This is a genomic window from Archangium violaceum (genome assembly GCF_016887565.1).
GTDB classification, from domain to species: domain Bacteria; phylum Myxococcota; class Myxococcia; order Myxococcales; family Myxococcaceae; genus Archangium; species Archangium violaceum_B.
Map to the genome: position 1 here is coordinate 9,547,295 of NZ_CP069396.1, position 12,861 is coordinate 9,560,155.

General features: G+C 69.3%; 11 protein-coding genes. 4 read left to right on the plus strand and 7 right to left on the minus strand.

What is annotated here, in order from left to right; translation table 11 throughout:
• Window positions 1-56: 56 nt before the first annotated feature.
• Both JRI60_RS37975 and mutY read left to right on the plus strand, forming a co-directional pair.
• Window positions 57-866: an SDR family oxidoreductase gene (locus JRI60_RS37975; protein WP_204220917.1), complete on the plus strand. Its 810-nt coding sequence runs from the start codon at window positions 57-59 to the stop codon at window positions 864-866.
• The gene (gene mutY / locus JRI60_RS37980; protein ID WP_204220918.1) at window positions 863-1,993 is read left to right on the plus strand and encodes an A/G-specific adenine glycosylase; all 1,131 of its coding nucleotides are present in this window, start codon (window positions 863-865) and stop codon (window positions 1,991-1,993) included. Before JRI60_RS37975 ends, mutY begins: the two co-directional genes overlap by 4 nt.
• Window positions 1,994-1,998: 5 nt before the next feature.
• Here mutY and JRI60_RS37985 read toward each other — a convergent pair whose 3' ends face one another.
• From JRI60_RS37985 to JRI60_RS37995, 3 genes are all read right to left on the minus strand, one after another.
• Window positions 1,999-3,669, minus strand: a complete 1,671-nt coding sequence (locus tag JRI60_RS37985; protein ID WP_204229494.1) for a DUF4397 domain-containing protein — start codon at window positions 3,667-3,669, stop codon at window positions 1,999-2,001.
• A gap of 56 nt (window positions 3,670-3,725) precedes the next feature.
• Window positions 3,726-6,389 carry a hypothetical protein gene (locus JRI60_RS37990; protein ID WP_239469956.1) on the minus strand — a complete coding sequence of 888 codons (2,664 nt, stop codon included), beginning with the start codon at window positions 6,387-6,389 and terminating at the stop codon, window positions 3,726-3,728.
• A gap of 143 nt (window positions 6,390-6,532) precedes the next feature.
• Window positions 6,533-7,585, minus strand: coding sequence for a substrate-binding domain-containing protein (locus JRI60_RS37995; RefSeq protein ID WP_204220920.1), 1,053 nt, complete (start codon window positions 7,583-7,585; stop codon window positions 6,533-6,535).
• 372 nt (window positions 7,586-7,957) lie between these two features.
• Between JRI60_RS37995 and JRI60_RS38000 the strand changes: the two genes are divergently transcribed.
• Complete coding sequence (locus tag JRI60_RS38000; protein ID WP_204220921.1) at window positions 7,958-8,167, plus strand: DUF2934 domain-containing protein; 210 nt, start codon at window positions 7,958-7,960, stop codon at window positions 8,165-8,167.
• 449 nt (window positions 8,168-8,616) lie between these two features.
• Here the strand turns inward: JRI60_RS38000 and JRI60_RS38005 are convergent, their stop codons facing one another.
• The 4 genes from JRI60_RS38005 to JRI60_RS38020 all read right to left on the minus strand — a co-directional run bounded on the left by JRI60_RS38005 (window position 8,617) and on the right by JRI60_RS38020 (window position 11,940).
• Complete coding sequence (locus JRI60_RS38005; RefSeq protein WP_204220922.1) at window positions 8,617-9,189, minus strand: SMI1/KNR4 family protein; 573 nt, start codon at window positions 9,187-9,189, stop codon at window positions 8,617-8,619.
• 171 nt (window positions 9,190-9,360) lie between these two features.
• Window positions 9,361-10,452: a hypothetical protein gene (locus JRI60_RS38010; protein ID WP_204220923.1), complete on the minus strand. Its 1,092-nt coding sequence runs from the start codon at window positions 10,450-10,452 to the stop codon at window positions 9,361-9,363.
• 14 nt (window positions 10,453-10,466) lie between these two features.
• Window positions 10,467-11,384 carry an alpha/beta fold hydrolase gene (locus JRI60_RS38015; RefSeq protein WP_204220924.1) on the minus strand — a complete coding sequence of 306 codons (918 nt, stop codon included), beginning with the start codon at window positions 11,382-11,384 and terminating at the stop codon, window positions 10,467-10,469.
• Window positions 11,385-11,397: 13 nt separating this feature from the next.
• Complete coding sequence (locus JRI60_RS38020) at window positions 11,398-11,940, minus strand: DUF2378 family protein (RefSeq protein ID WP_204220925.1); 543 nt, start codon at window positions 11,938-11,940, stop codon at window positions 11,398-11,400.
• Window positions 11,941-11,988: 48 nt separating this feature from the next.
• Between JRI60_RS38020 and JRI60_RS38025 the strand changes: the two genes are divergently transcribed.
• On the plus strand, window positions 11,989-12,840 hold the full coding sequence (locus JRI60_RS38025) for a YwqG family protein (protein WP_204220926.1): 852 nt from the start codon (window positions 11,989-11,991) through the stop codon (window positions 12,838-12,840).
• Window positions 12,841-12,861: the final 21 nt, after the last annotated feature.

Genomic DNA, 12,861 nt, shown 5'->3' on the forward strand with positions numbered 1-12,861 from the left:
GCACTCCCCCACAGGTCCTTTTCCAGTACCGGCCAACCGCTAAGGTGCGCTCCGCCATGGCGACCAGAGACTTCCAGGAGAAGGTGGTGCTCATCACCGGTGCCTCCAGCGGCATCGGCCGCGCGGCGGCGAAGGCCTACGCCGCCCAGGGGGCCCACATCGTGCTCGCCGCCCGCCGGGAGTCCCAGTTGCTGGACGCCGCGCGCGAGGTGGAAGCACTCGGCGTGCGGGCACTCCCCGTGCGCTGCGACATCACCCGCGAGGAGGACGTGGTCCGTCTCGTGCGCGAGACGGAGGCCGCGTTCGGCGGGCTGGACATCCTCGTCAACAACGCGGGGCTCGGCCTCTACGGCCCCGTCGAGGGCTTCAGCGAGGAGCAGCTCCGCCAGGTGTTCGAGATCAACTTCTTCGGACTGGTGCGCGTCACCCGCGCCGCCCTGCCCCTGCTGCGCAAGCGCGCCCCGGGCTCGCAGGTGGTCAACGTCAGCTCCGTGCTGGGCCACCGGGGCCTGCCGCTGCTCGGCGGTTACGGCGCCTCCAAGGCCGCGGTGAACCTCCTCACCGAGTCCCTGCGCGCCGAGCTCTCCACCGAGGGCATCTCCGTGCTGCTCGTGTCCCCGGGCCTCACCGAGACCGAGTTCCGCGACGCCCGCCTCAACGCCGAGGGCTGGAAGCAGGACGCCATCCCCTTGAACGCGATGAGCTCCGAGGCCGTGGCCGCGGCCATGGTGCGCGCCAGCCGCCGCAAGCGCCGGGAGACCGTGCTCACCCTGCCCGGGCGAGTGATGGTGCTCGCCAACCGGTGGATGCCCGGCCTCTTCGACCGCGTGGCGCGCCGCATCGCGAATCCCGCGAAGACGCCATGAGCCCCCAGCGCAAGCGCAAGGAGCCCGCCTCCGCGCCCCTCGTCGAGCCCGGACGCCGCGCGTCCCTGCGCTCCCGGCTGCTCGAGTGGTACGACCGGCAGAAGCGGGACCTGCCCTGGCGCCGCACGCGCGACCCGTACGCCATCTGGCTCAGCGAGGTGATGCTGCAGCAGACGCAGGTGTCCACGGTGATTCCGTACTGGGAGCGCTTCCTCCAGCGCTTCCCCACGGTGGAGTCCCTCGCCGCCGCGCCATTGCCGGACGTGCTCGCCGCGTGGCGGGGGCTCGGCTACTACTCGCGCGCGCGCAACCTGCACCTCGCCGCCCAGGAAGTGGTGGCCCGCTTCGGCGGCAAGCTGCCCTCCACCGCCGCCGAGCTGCTCACCCTCCCCGGCTTCGGCCGCTACACCTCGGGCGCCGTGGCCTCCATCGCCTTCGGCGAGCCCGCGCCGCTGGTGGATGGCAACGTGGCCCGCGTCCTCTCCCGCATCTTCGAGGTGGAGGGCGCTCCCGGCGACCGCGTCCGCGAGGCCCGGCTGTGGGCGCTCGCCACGGAGCTCGTCCACGGCGAGCGGCCCGGAGACTTCAACCAGGCCCTCATGGAGCACGGCGCCACCGTGTGCCGCCCGGAGAGCCCCCTGTGCCTGCTGTGCCCCGTGCGCGAGGAGTGCCTCGCGTACCGCCACGGCCGCGTGGACGAATTGCCTCCCGCCCGGGTGCGCGCCGCGCCCAAGCGGATGACCCTCGCTGTGGCCGTCTGGGCCCACCAGGGCCGGCTGTTGCTCGCGCGGCGCGCGGAGAAGGGCCTCTTCGGTGGCCTCTGGGAGCTGCCCGCCGCCGAGGTGGAGGACGACATGCCCGACACCGGCTCCGCCGCGAAGCTCGCCGAGGCGCTCGGCGTGGACCTCGAGGTAGGAGAGCACCTCGGCACCGTGCGCCGGCAGCTCACCCACCGTGCGCTCTCACTCCGCCTGCTGCGCGTGACGGGGCCGGCGCGCCCCTCCCATGCGCCCGCCTTCCGTGAGCTGCGCTGGTGCACGCCCGACGAGGCCGCCTCGCTCGGAATGAGCACCGCCATGCACAAGGCCCTCGAGGCCGCCGTCACCGCGGGCGCCCTCGAGGGCTGAGCGCACTACTCGAACACCCCCGGCGCCGACAGGCTGACCCACCAGTTGTTGCGCAGGTTGAGGGCCCGCATCTCCACCGTCCCCTGGTTCCAGTCCCCCAGCAGCACGACGAGGTGCGGCCGGGCCACCACGCCGCCCTTCAACGCCTTCGCCGGACCGGCCGCCGCGTCCCGGATGCCGTAGTACATGAAGGCGTTGTTGGACCCGTCGCGGCTGAGCGGCGCGTTGAAGGGGACACCCGTGGCGGGGCCGGCGATCGCCGCGTACTTCGCCCCCTGGACGACGCTCGTGAACGTGTTCCCCCTGGAGCCGTCGCTGGCGACGTCGAAGTAGCCGAAGTCGACACCCTGCGCGGGAGCATTCATGGAGACATCGACGAACCGCACCCGGGCGTCCATCGCGTCCGCCGGGAAGCCTTCCGGGATGACGGTCAGCCGGGGCGCCAGGGCACCCGTCTGGCCCTGCTTGCCGTTCATCACCACCAGGTAGCGGCGCCCGGCCTCGAGCGGCCCGGTGGGGGCGGCGTCCAGCACCACCGTGCCGTCATCGCCATCCAGGGTCACCTTCAACGAGTGGCCCGTGGCGGTGACCGGTAGCTCGCCGATGGTCGGGTCGTACCCGTAGTAGATCTCCGCCGCGACCTTGCGATCGCCGTTGAGCACCTGCAGGGGCACGGGGTCGTTCCCGTCGACATCGGGCATGACGGCGTGGAGGAAGTAGAGGAGCGGATCCCTCTTCAGCCGGAGGAAGTCGCGCTTGCCTGCGGGAATGAGCAGCAGCGCGGCCTCGCCCTCGTCGGGGAGGGGGCGCCGGTCATCACCCGTCAGGATGGCGAACCAGGAGCCCGCCGAGGCCAGGGCCTGGCTCGGGAGGGAGAAGGACAGCCTGCCGCCCTGCGAGGGCACGTAACGATCCGGCGGGGGCGCGGAGACCACCAGCCGCTGCACGGACTTCGGCAGGGAGGCGCCCTGGGCCGAGTCGGCGGAGAAGGGAGCGAGGGTGACGAAAGGGGACTGCCCGTCCACCGCGAGCCGGCGCGTCTGATCCGAGGTGACCGCCCGGCCCGCGGTGACGAAGCGCAGCCGGACCGAGTCCTTGTCCGCGGCGGCGAACTCCTCATCCTTCAGCACCAGGAGCCTGGGCTTGTCGAAACGATCGTCGCCCGAGGCATGAAGGAATCCGACGCCCACCAGCGTGACATGGGCGTTCTCGGCGAGGGAGAGCACCTCCGAGATGGCCACGGGCGAAGCCGAGGCGGGAGCCTCCGTATCGCGCACCTCGAACCTGAAGCTCGTGCCCGCGGGCACCTCGACGTAGTCGGTCACGGCCTCATCACCCGCTTCCACCGACGCGGAGAACAGCTTCGTTCCCCCCTGGTACACATTGACCTTGAAGGGCTTCCACGGCGCGTCCTCGCTGTCACTGGGATTGTCCTTCAACCCGAGGAAGGCGTTGACGAAGCGCACGTGGGCCAAGGCAGTCCCCGCATCCCCACCGATATTGCCGGCGTCTGGATTTCCGGCGTCCGGATTGCCCGCATCAGGATTGCCAGCGTCTGGATTGCCACCCTGACCCGCGTCCACCGTGGGCTCGCCCGGCGGATTGTCGTCACACCCGGCGCCACCCACCAGGCACAGCCCCATCATCAATACCCATACACCCAACGCACGTCTCATCGAACATCCCCTCCAAAAGGAATCGCCGCGTCCGGACACGATCTCCGCTCCCGGACTCATCGCCTGTCGCACTCGCTGCGCAGCGGGTAGATGCGCCCCTGGGACAGCTCGTCCCGCAGGTAGAAGTAGGCCATCACCCCCGCGTTGAACTGCGCGCGCTGGAGCCACTCCGCGGTCGCGGCGGTGTCGGTTCCCTCGCGGATGGCATCGGTCAGCGGATTGTCGAGCGTGCAGATCCGCGTCCACATGGTCGTGCCGCCGATGGCCAGGATGTTGCCGCCATTGGGCTCGGCGGAGCCGGTGCCGAACTTGCCCACGCGGATGAGGTCGCACGCGCCCCGGGCCGCCCCGAGCATGTTGGCGCCCCAGCGCTCCCAGTCCTTGGGCTCGCTGGAGAAGTCGATGTCCACCTCGCCGTACTTCACCCAGGCCTGCATGAAGGCCTCGGAGAACTTCACCGGCGTCCCTCCCGAGGCCATCCACGCCAGGTAGCGCGCGGCACCGTGCTCGCCGAGCTCCGGCTCGAACATCTTGTAATGACCCTCGCCCGTGCTGGAGCGGCCGAACAGTCCGCTGACCAGGTTGGCCACGCGCGCCCCGTTGAGCGCGACCAGCGTCTTGGCGGCACCACTCTGCCCGTCTCCCGCGCGTCCATGACAGTTGGAGCAGATGCCCTGGAACACCGTCGCGCCGGGCGTGGACTCGTAGAGCTCGCCCCACGGTTGGATGGGGTCTCCCAGGTCATCCACCATCCAGCGCTCGACGGTGGCGGGCCTGGAGCGGGGCTCGAAGGAGCACCCGGGCTTGGGCCGCCAGAAGTTGGTCGGGAAGCGCTGGTGCGCCAGCTCCGCGTGCTGGCTCGTGATGGGGTAGCGCGTCAGGTACTCGAAGGGCCCGGAGCCGATGTTCGTCTTCCACGCCGTGTTGCGCGGCTCGTAGGGGACCTTGTCCGTGAAGTCCTCGGAGATCCACCGCACGTCCGGGGGATTCTGGCAGGTGGCGCCCACCACGGCCTCCGCCTTCCGGATGCGCTCGCGCCGGGCGGCCTCCTTCTGCTCCGGGGTGGAGCCGTCCGCCGGCCAGTCCAGCGAGCCGATCCACCGGGCCACCAGCAGGGTCAGGCGGCAATCCGTGCCAGGGACGTTGGCGGGCATGTGGATGTACTCCGCCGTCGTGTCCTGGGCGACGCGCTGGTAGAGCGTGCTCGCGGGCGAGCGGCTCTTCAAATCCAGCTCGAAGTCGGACACCTGGGTGTTGACGTAATACTTCAGCCCGTTGCTCTCCTTCAGGCGGGTGTCGAACTGGAACAGGATGCCGCCCGCGGAGAAGTCGAGGCTCGAGATCGCCGGGTTGCTCACCACGGCGAACCCCTTGGGGTTGTGGCACTGCGCGCAATTGCCAACCATGTAGGCTTGCAGCTCGAGCTCCTCCTTGTTGCGAGGCTTTCGCTCACCCGCCGAGGTCTCGAGCCTCGGCAGCTCCGCGCTCGAACCGATGCCCTTGAGCACGCCGTAGCGGATGAGCCGATCCACCTGCGAGAGCTCGTCCTCGAGGATGTCGACGTTCGCATCCAACCCGCCCTCACCCCTGGCGCGGCGGTTGACCTGAAGCGGGGTGAAGCCGAGGACAAAGTTCTGCCCCTCGGAGCCGGTGTGGCAGTCGATGCAGCGGTGGCGGCCCGGGATGGCGTAGTTGCGCGTGGCGCCGGTGGCCTCGTCCGTGCGGTAGACGAGCACCCGGTCCGAGAAGCGCGCGCCATCGCGGTAGCGCAGGTCATGCAGCTCCGCGACCGTCCCCGCCTCGTTCCAGATGTACGTCCCGAAGACCGCGTCCTGCCAGCGCGCCCGGGTGACGATGAGCCGCGTCTCGATGCGGCGGTAGCCCACGTTCCCCTGGGCATCCTTCACCGCCTTGAAGAAGGTCTTGTAGAAGCGGGTATTGGGCGGAATCACGAACCTGCCGCTGGCGCGGTCGTACTCGATGGCCTGTCCGGCCGGCACGTGCACCAGGCGCAGCTTCTTCGCGTGGTCCGAGAAGAGCTGATAGGTGGGCGCGAACGCGAAGGTGCCGTGCCGCGCCAGCTTCTCCGCGTCCAGGGTCATGATGTCGGTATCGGTCTCGGACAGGTAGCGGGGCAGCTCGGTCAGGCTGGCGAAGTACGCGTCCTTGTCCGGATCGCTCCCCAGGCCCTTCTCGGAGGGGATGCAGTTGCCGAGGTCCGTCATCGCCTCCGCGACGGCCGGGGTCACCTCCGTGGTCTCCCCGAGGGACGGGTCCTCCGTCACGGTGAAGCCGCCCTCCGGAGTGCCCTGCTCGATCCAGGACGAGAGCGCCCGGCCCAGGGCCACCGCCTGCTTGAGCTGCTCGGCCGAGGCCAGCGGAGGCATCGCGCCCTGGGAGGCCTGCCAGGCCATCCGCGCCCCCACCTCCTTCAGGCCCGCGTGGCTCGAGGTGTACTGGAATCCGCCCGTCGCCGCGGGCGCCTGGTGACAGGAACCACACTGCGCTTCGACCCGCACCAGCAGGTTGTCGAAGGTCTCCTGGGAGGTTTCCCGCGTGGCCGCCAGGCGCACGGGGAGCCGCTCATTCGAGCGCGCCGGGACGCAGACCACGGCCTCCGGCTCCGGAGCGGGCGGCTCCTGCTTCTTGGGTTCGCAGCCACTGGCCAGCCAGGCCAACACCATGCACAACGCTCGGCCCTGTCCAAGCCGAGGACGCATCATCCTCATTCCAGATTCCTCCCCACTCGAGTCGGGATCGACCACGCAATGCCAATCGCGCGGACGGAGTACCGGGCCAGGGAAGCGGTGGCTCCCCCAGCCCGGCGCGCCGTCAGCGCGGATATCGCAAGGGATTCAGGTGCTCAGATGCCCTGGCAGGCGCCGGCCTTCTTGCCGTCGTTGTTCGGGCCACCGCACTTGAGCGGACCGGTGGTGTCGCAGGAGATGAAGCCCTGGCCGGTGAGGAGGTTCTGGAAGGACTGCTTGTTGTTGTAGATCCAGTTGTAGAGCGTCGCCTCCTTGGGGTCCTTGGTGAAGTTGACGTTCTCGTTCAGGAAGAGCTTGCGCGCGAGCGGGTAGGCGGTGGCGGGCGCGGAGATGAGCTTGCGGACGTTGGCGGCGGTGGGCGCGATGCCGTCCACGCTCAGGGCCTTGTTGGCGGTGCCCTGCTTGGCCGAGTCACCGGCGTAGCCGATGGCATTGGCGCTCAGGGTGGTGTCGGTGCTGGCGGTGATCTTCCCGATGCAGGAGGTGGCGCTGTCGCTGGCCGAGCACGGGGTCGGGTGGGCCGGATCCGTGAAGAGGGCGGCGTTGGCGCCGTCGACGACCACCTTCACGTCCGGGCAGAACGCGGTGCAGCCGACCAGCGACTTGAAGGTATCCGTCGTGCCGGACGCGTCATCGCGGCGGTACTTGACCCAGGTGGTGGCCGCGCAGTTGAGACCGTCACCGGCGGGGCCACAGAAGAGCGCCTTCAGGTTGCTCTTGGTGAGGTTGGTGGTGGCGTTGGAGGCGCTCACCCAGGCGTTCACCGCGTCGAGCGCGATGACGTTGCTCTGCTCACCCGCGCAGCAGGCGCCGGTGGAGGCCGAGCCATTGGCACAGGTGCCCGCCTTGAAGTCCCGCGACATGGGGGAGATCGCCTGCTGGCGGCCCACGCAGCTGGTGCCGGAACCGGCGCGCATGCAGCCCTCGCCCACGCCCGAGCCCAGGCCCTGGATGGACAGGCCCGCGCTCGCGGCGGTGTTGGCTCCGATGAAGGCCGACTTCAGCGTGTCGGACCCGAACAGCTTGTTACCGTCGGTCAGCTCGGCCGCCACCCGCGCGGTCTCCGCCGACTCCAGCTCCTGACCTCCGCAACCCACCGCCCACACCGACACCATGGCCGCGGACATCACCCAGCTCATCTTCTTCATGAGGTGCTCCTCCGAATGGCAATTGATTGCTAGCGCTGCGTTCCACCCGGGCACTCCTCCCGGGCGAAATCCATGGCCCCACGCACGAGGGGTGGGCCGTCAACGCGCGGCAAGGTGCATCAAATGCACAGACGGTTGGTGCTCCAAAATCGTCAAATCCAGGCCAGCATCCGGTCACATTCCGTCGTTTGATAACGGAATGTGTCTGGAGCGACACGAGAGGGATTCCCGCGAAAGCGTGTCACCCAATGGACAGGAGCCGGGCCGTCATGTCGACACCCGGACGCAGGTCCCCGGGTCCAAGTTCCCTCGACCCGGGCACATGCCGATGCTGCGGGCCGCAGTTTCCACAACCACCAGAGGAGCCCCCTGATGGCACGCACCCAGTCCAAGACGAACCCCCCTTCGTCCCAGCAGACGCCGGAGTCCTCTCCACGCAATGGCGCGGCCTCGCGCAACACTCCCACCTCGGAGCAGATCGCCCGCCGCGCCTATGAGCTCTTCCTCTCTCGCGGTGGCCAGCACGGCTTCCACGAGCAGGACTGGAGCCAGGCCGAGCGGGAGCTGAGGCTCGGACGCTGAGTGCTCACTCCAGCCCCATCTCACGGACGACGGGGGTTACGACCGATGAGGACCCCCGCCGTGCGCGAGCAGCCCACCCGGGCTCCCATGCTCAGTCGATACGCGTCCAGGTCGTGCCATCGAAGGCCCTGATGTCCTTGGCTCCGAACGACCAGAGGACACCATCCGCGGTACCGAGGTGGTAGCAGGTCCGCGGGCTGTCATCCCCAAAGGCAACGGGAACCAGCTTGTTGGTGGGTCTCCGGTGAGCCTTGTGGCGTGGAGATCCTCTCTTCATTCTCCTTGCCGCCGCCGAACAGATTGACCTCACCGTCAGGAGAGAGCGCGATCATCTGCTCATGCGGGTGCTTGCATACGGCAATGCTGACCGTCGACCAGGTCACCGCACCGATGTAGCCGAGGTTGCCTCGGTCGATTCGAGGAAGGGGCCCTTCGAACCGTCGCCGTGCCTACGCCTCTCCGTAGGTCTCGATGAACTCGTCGATGACCTCGACGATGTGGGTGGAGAAGTCCCGGAAGCGCTCCGCATCCTCGCCGCCCAGGAGCTGGGGCAGCGCGAACGTCTCGTCGTGGTAGTAGGCCACCACGCCCAACTCCCCCTCCGGGCTCCGGTCGCGCGGATTGAAGCACCAGAAGTTCTCCACCGAGTCGGAGTCGATGCGCTGGAAGAACAGGGCCTCTTTGATGGCCTCCTCCACGTCGGGGTCATCTCCGTCCACCGCATCGGAAGACTCCGGCGCCGCCACATGCAGATAGTCCGGGCGCTCCATCCCGATGAGCTCCGCGCCGCCGTACATCACCGTGAAGGTGCCGTGGGTGCGGAGGAAGTGCACGTAGCTGGGCGGGAGCTTCAGCTTGTATTTCGCCTCCAGCTTCTGCACCTGCTCGGCGTCGAGGGGCGTCGAGAACTCCACCGACATGTCCTCCTTCTCGCTCGCGAATGCCTCGAGTCGCTTCACCGCCTCGGCCACCTCGCGCTCACCCAGCTTCCGCGGGCTCGCGCTCGACTTCGTCGACGACATGCACACTCCCTCTGCACCAGGGGGATACCTGGAGAAGCGCGGCACGTTAGCCCAGCGCGAGCACGGGCTCGCGAATTCTGTACACCGCGCACGGGTTCTCAACCCCAGGGGACGGATACCCTCACCCCCGTCCCCTCTCCCGGAGGGAGAGGGTGGTGGTGGTGGTGGGACTCAGCTCACGTAGGGGGGCCGGAGTGAAGGCAGCTCCGCCACCAACGCCTCCCGCAGCTTGCGCTGCGCTACCTTGAGCTGTTCGAGGACGCGCTCGGCGTCCACCACCGTGCGCATGGCCAGGCCACACGCCGGTGTCAGCAATACCTGCGAGCCCACCCGCGGGAACGAGTGTCCCGGCGGCAGCGCCGCCTTGAGCGACACCTCCACCGCGTCCACCAGTTCCCCCACCTGATACGTGGACGTCAGGTCCGTGGGGATGATGCCCAGGCTCAGCGTCGCCCCCGACTCCAGGAAGCGCGCGAACGCCACCGACTCCTCCAGCACCGCGTCCAGCGACAGCCGCACGTCCAGCGACAGCACGTCCAGCCCCGCGTCCAGCAGGCTCGTCCAGTGGGTGTTGCCACAGCAATGCACGCCCACCAGCGCGCCCTCCCGCTGAAGGGCCACCACCAGCAGCCTCAGCTCCTGCATGGCCAGCAGGTGCCGCGGGTTGGCGCGCTCGAAGGCGTACAGGCCCGGCTCGTCCAGGAAGAAGAGGGGCGTCGTCCCCGCCCGGCGCAGCGCCTTCACCATCGCCAGCGAGCGCGCCAGCACCAGCCGGAAGATGGCCTCGTCCAGCCCTGGCACGTCCAGCGTGGCATGCCCCTCGCTCGTGCGCGCCACCGAGCGCACCGTGAAGGGCCCCGCCATCTGCGCCTTCGCGAAGGCCAGCTTCCGGTTCTCCACCTCCCAGAGGAACGGCCGCCACGCCCGGCAGCCCTCCAGCGAGGGCTCGAAGGCCTCCAACGCGCCCGAGGACAGCGCCGTCTCCAGCCGCGCCTCGAAGTCCGCGCGCCCCGCCGCCCAGGCTCCGAGGTCCACCGTGCACATGCCCTCGTCGTCCCACCGCAGGCCCGGCAGCCCCTCGAGCGCCTGCGGAATCATGAACTCCGAGGGCCGCCCCACCGGCAGCTGGGGCAGGAAGGGAATGTCCAGCGCGAGCGCGGCCTGGAGGCCCAGCTCGAGCTGCGTGTGCGGAAGGCTCCCGATGCCCGTGGTGGCACAGGTGGGCAGGAGCTGGATGGCCCGGCGGATGTTCGGCGCGCTCATGCCACCAGTGTACTTCAGGAAGCGCGCGCCACCTTCGCTTCCGTCTCCAACGCGGCGCGTCCAGCACCGTCGAGCCACTTCTCCACGGTGGCGATGAATTCGTCCGGAATCTCCATCATCGGCGTGTGGCCGACGCCGGCGTACTCCACGTACGTCCAGTCCGGCCTCACCCGGGCCAGCTCGCGCGAGTTGGCCACCGGCACCAGCCGGTCCTCCGACCCCTGGACGAGCAGCGTGGGCACTCGAATCCCCCGCTCCATGGCGCGGAACGCCTTCTTGCGCAGCAGCAGGAACACCAGCGAGCGCGCCGCCTGCACGAAGGCCTCGTTGGCCCAGGGCATCCGCTCGTGCCGCTCGCGAGCCGCCTCCAGGTGCGCCCGCACCACCTCCGGCGGGAAGCGCTCCAGATCCCTACAGCACAGCTTGAGCATGCCCCGCGCCGTCCTCTCGGGTCCCAGGCGCTCCGCGCGACGCCTCACGAAGAACTCGCCCACGCCCGGAATCGCGTAGAGGGCGAACAGGGCGAACACCTCCCGCTCCATCCGGGTGTCCTCGGCGCTCGGCTGCGCGGGGTTCACCAACACCAGGCCGGACACCCGCTGGGGGTTGCGCGCCGTCTGCAGCACCGAGATGGCCCCGCCCATGGAGTTGCCCATCAGGAGGACGGGCTCGGAGGGGGAGATCGCCTGGATGAAGCGATCCAGCAGCGCCTGGTTGGCGTGCACGCTCGCCGAGCGCCCATCGAGCGGCGTCAGGCCGAAGCCCGTCAGGTCCACCGCCACCACCCGCGCATGCCGGGCCAGCTTCTCCCCCACCATCATCCAGTTGTGGTGCGAGCCGCCCAGTCCGTGGACGAGCACCATCGTCGGCCCGGAGCCGCCGTAGTCCATGTAGTGAACGGGTCCACCCAGGTCGAGCGTGCGAGAAATCATGGCCCCTTCCCTATCACCAGGTCACGTCGAGGTCGAAGTCCCGCGCGGCGCGCATCGACACCGTGACGGAGGGGACGATGCCCGTGCGGCGCAGGCCCGACTCGACGAGGCCCGCGAGGAGGTCCGGCTTGGCATCCGGATCGCTCCGGAAGCTGACGCGGTAGTGGTGCCAGCCGAGCTGCGTCACCGTCACGTCGTAGCGGAAGGTATCGAGCGCCACGAGGCTGGGAATGCGGGCGATGAGGCGCTCCGGGCCGAGCATCGGCAGGCCCATGTCCACCACCTTGCCCATCCAGGTCTTGAGGAAGCCCTCGCCCAGCTGGCGGCCCAGCTCGCGGTACGCGGACTCGCGGGACAGGCCGGGGTAGCAGTGGCGCCAGGCCACCTCGAGCGCCTCGTTCCAGACCTCGATGGGGTAGATGGCCCTGGTCTTGTTCACGTCGAAGCCACAGGCACGCAGCGCGTCCGCGAAGGACCCGCTCGCCTGGAGCGAGTGGATGAACAGGCCTTCGAAGAAACTGCCCTGTGTGACACGACCGGAAGGAGAGCCCTGCATGATGCGCGTGGGGACTGTACCGGAAGTCAGCTAGCGTCGCTCGCACGTATGCTCGAGCTTCCCGCCCTACCGCCATCTCTCGAACGCTGGCGCGAGCGCATCGAATCCGCCGTCGCGCCCTGCGTCCTCTTCACCGCACGGGACATGGAAGATTCCGACGTTCCCGGATGCCGTTACGGAGGACACCCGCTCGTGCCCGAGGGCACCGAGTGGCCCCGCTCTCCCGGCGGCCCGCTGCACTTCGTGGGTCAGCTCGATTTCGCCGAGCTGGCCGCGTGCCACGGTGAGGCCCTGCCGGACCTGCCTCGTGATGGCGTGCTCGCCCTCTTCTACGACGTGCAGGAGCAGCGCTGGGGGTATGACCCGAAGGACAGCGCCTTCTGGAAGCTCGTCTGGACGCCGCGCAGTGAGGAGGCGGTACCGCTCGCGCCTCCGGCGGAGCTGGTGGACGCGGGCCTGGCCTTCGACCTCCCCTTGAAGCTGACGCCCCGGCTCGGCATGACCCTGCCGGACCCGTGGGACCGCGGCGGGGGGATGATCGCGCAGGATTGGGGCGAGGCCGAGGCGGACGACTACGCGGTGCTGCGTGAGCGGCTCACGGGCGGCGAGCACACGCACCAGGTGGGCGGCCATCCCTGGTGGGTGCAGAACGACGCACGCCTGGAGGCGCAGCTCGTCTCGCATGGACAGTCTTGCGGCGACTCGCGCGGCTACGACTCGCCCCTGGCGCGCAAGCTGATGCCCGGTGCCTCCGAGTGGAACCTGCTGTGGCAGATCGGCTCGGACGACCAGACGGGCTTCTCGTGGGGCGACTACGGCAACCTGTATCTGCTCATCCGCGCTCGGGACCTGCGCGCCCGCCGTTTCGACAAGGTGTGGTTGGGTCTGCAGTGCAGATGATGCTCGGGTTGCGCATGCTCC

Excerpts from the sequence above, each read along its gene's own strand:
- JRI60_RS37975 (WP_204220917.1), top strand. The coding sequence starts at position 57 with ATGGCGACCAGAGACTTCCAGGAGAAGGTGGTGCTCATCACCGGTGCC.
- JRI60_RS37990 (WP_239469956.1), bottom strand. The coding sequence starts at position 6,389 with ATGCGTCCTCGGCTTGGACAGGGCCGAGCGTTGTGCATGGTGTTGGCC.
- JRI60_RS37995 (WP_204220920.1), bottom strand. The coding sequence starts at position 7,585 with ATGAAGAAGATGAGCTGGGTGATGTCCGCGGCCATGGTGTCGGTGTGG.
- JRI60_RS38025 (WP_204220926.1), top strand. The coding sequence starts at position 11,989 with ATGCTCGAGCTTCCCGCCCTACCGCCATCTCTCGAACGCTGGCGCGAG.
- JRI60_RS38000 (WP_204220921.1), top strand. The coding sequence starts at position 7,958 with ATGGCACGCACCCAGTCCAAGACGAACCCCCCTTCGTCCCAGCAGACG.
- mutY (WP_204220918.1), top strand. The coding sequence starts at position 863 with ATGAGCCCCCAGCGCAAGCGCAAGGAGCCCGCCTCCGCGCCCCTCGTC.
- JRI60_RS37985 (WP_204229494.1), bottom strand. The coding sequence starts at position 3,669 with ATGAGACGTGCGTTGGGTGTATGGGTATTGATGATGGGGCTGTGCCTG.
- JRI60_RS38020 (WP_204220925.1), bottom strand. The coding sequence starts at position 11,940 with ATGCAGGGCTCTCCTTCCGGTCGTGTCACACAGGGCAGTTTCTTCGAA.
- JRI60_RS38015 (WP_204220924.1), bottom strand. The coding sequence starts at position 11,384 with ATGATTTCTCGCACGCTCGACCTGGGTGGACCCGTTCACTACATGGAC.
- JRI60_RS38010 (WP_204220923.1), bottom strand. The coding sequence starts at position 10,452 with ATGAGCGCGCCGAACATCCGCCGGGCCATCCAGCTCCTGCCCACCTGT.
- JRI60_RS38005 (WP_204220922.1), bottom strand. The coding sequence starts at position 9,189 with ATGTCGTCGACGAAGTCGAGCGCGAGCCCGCGGAAGCTGGGTGAGCGC.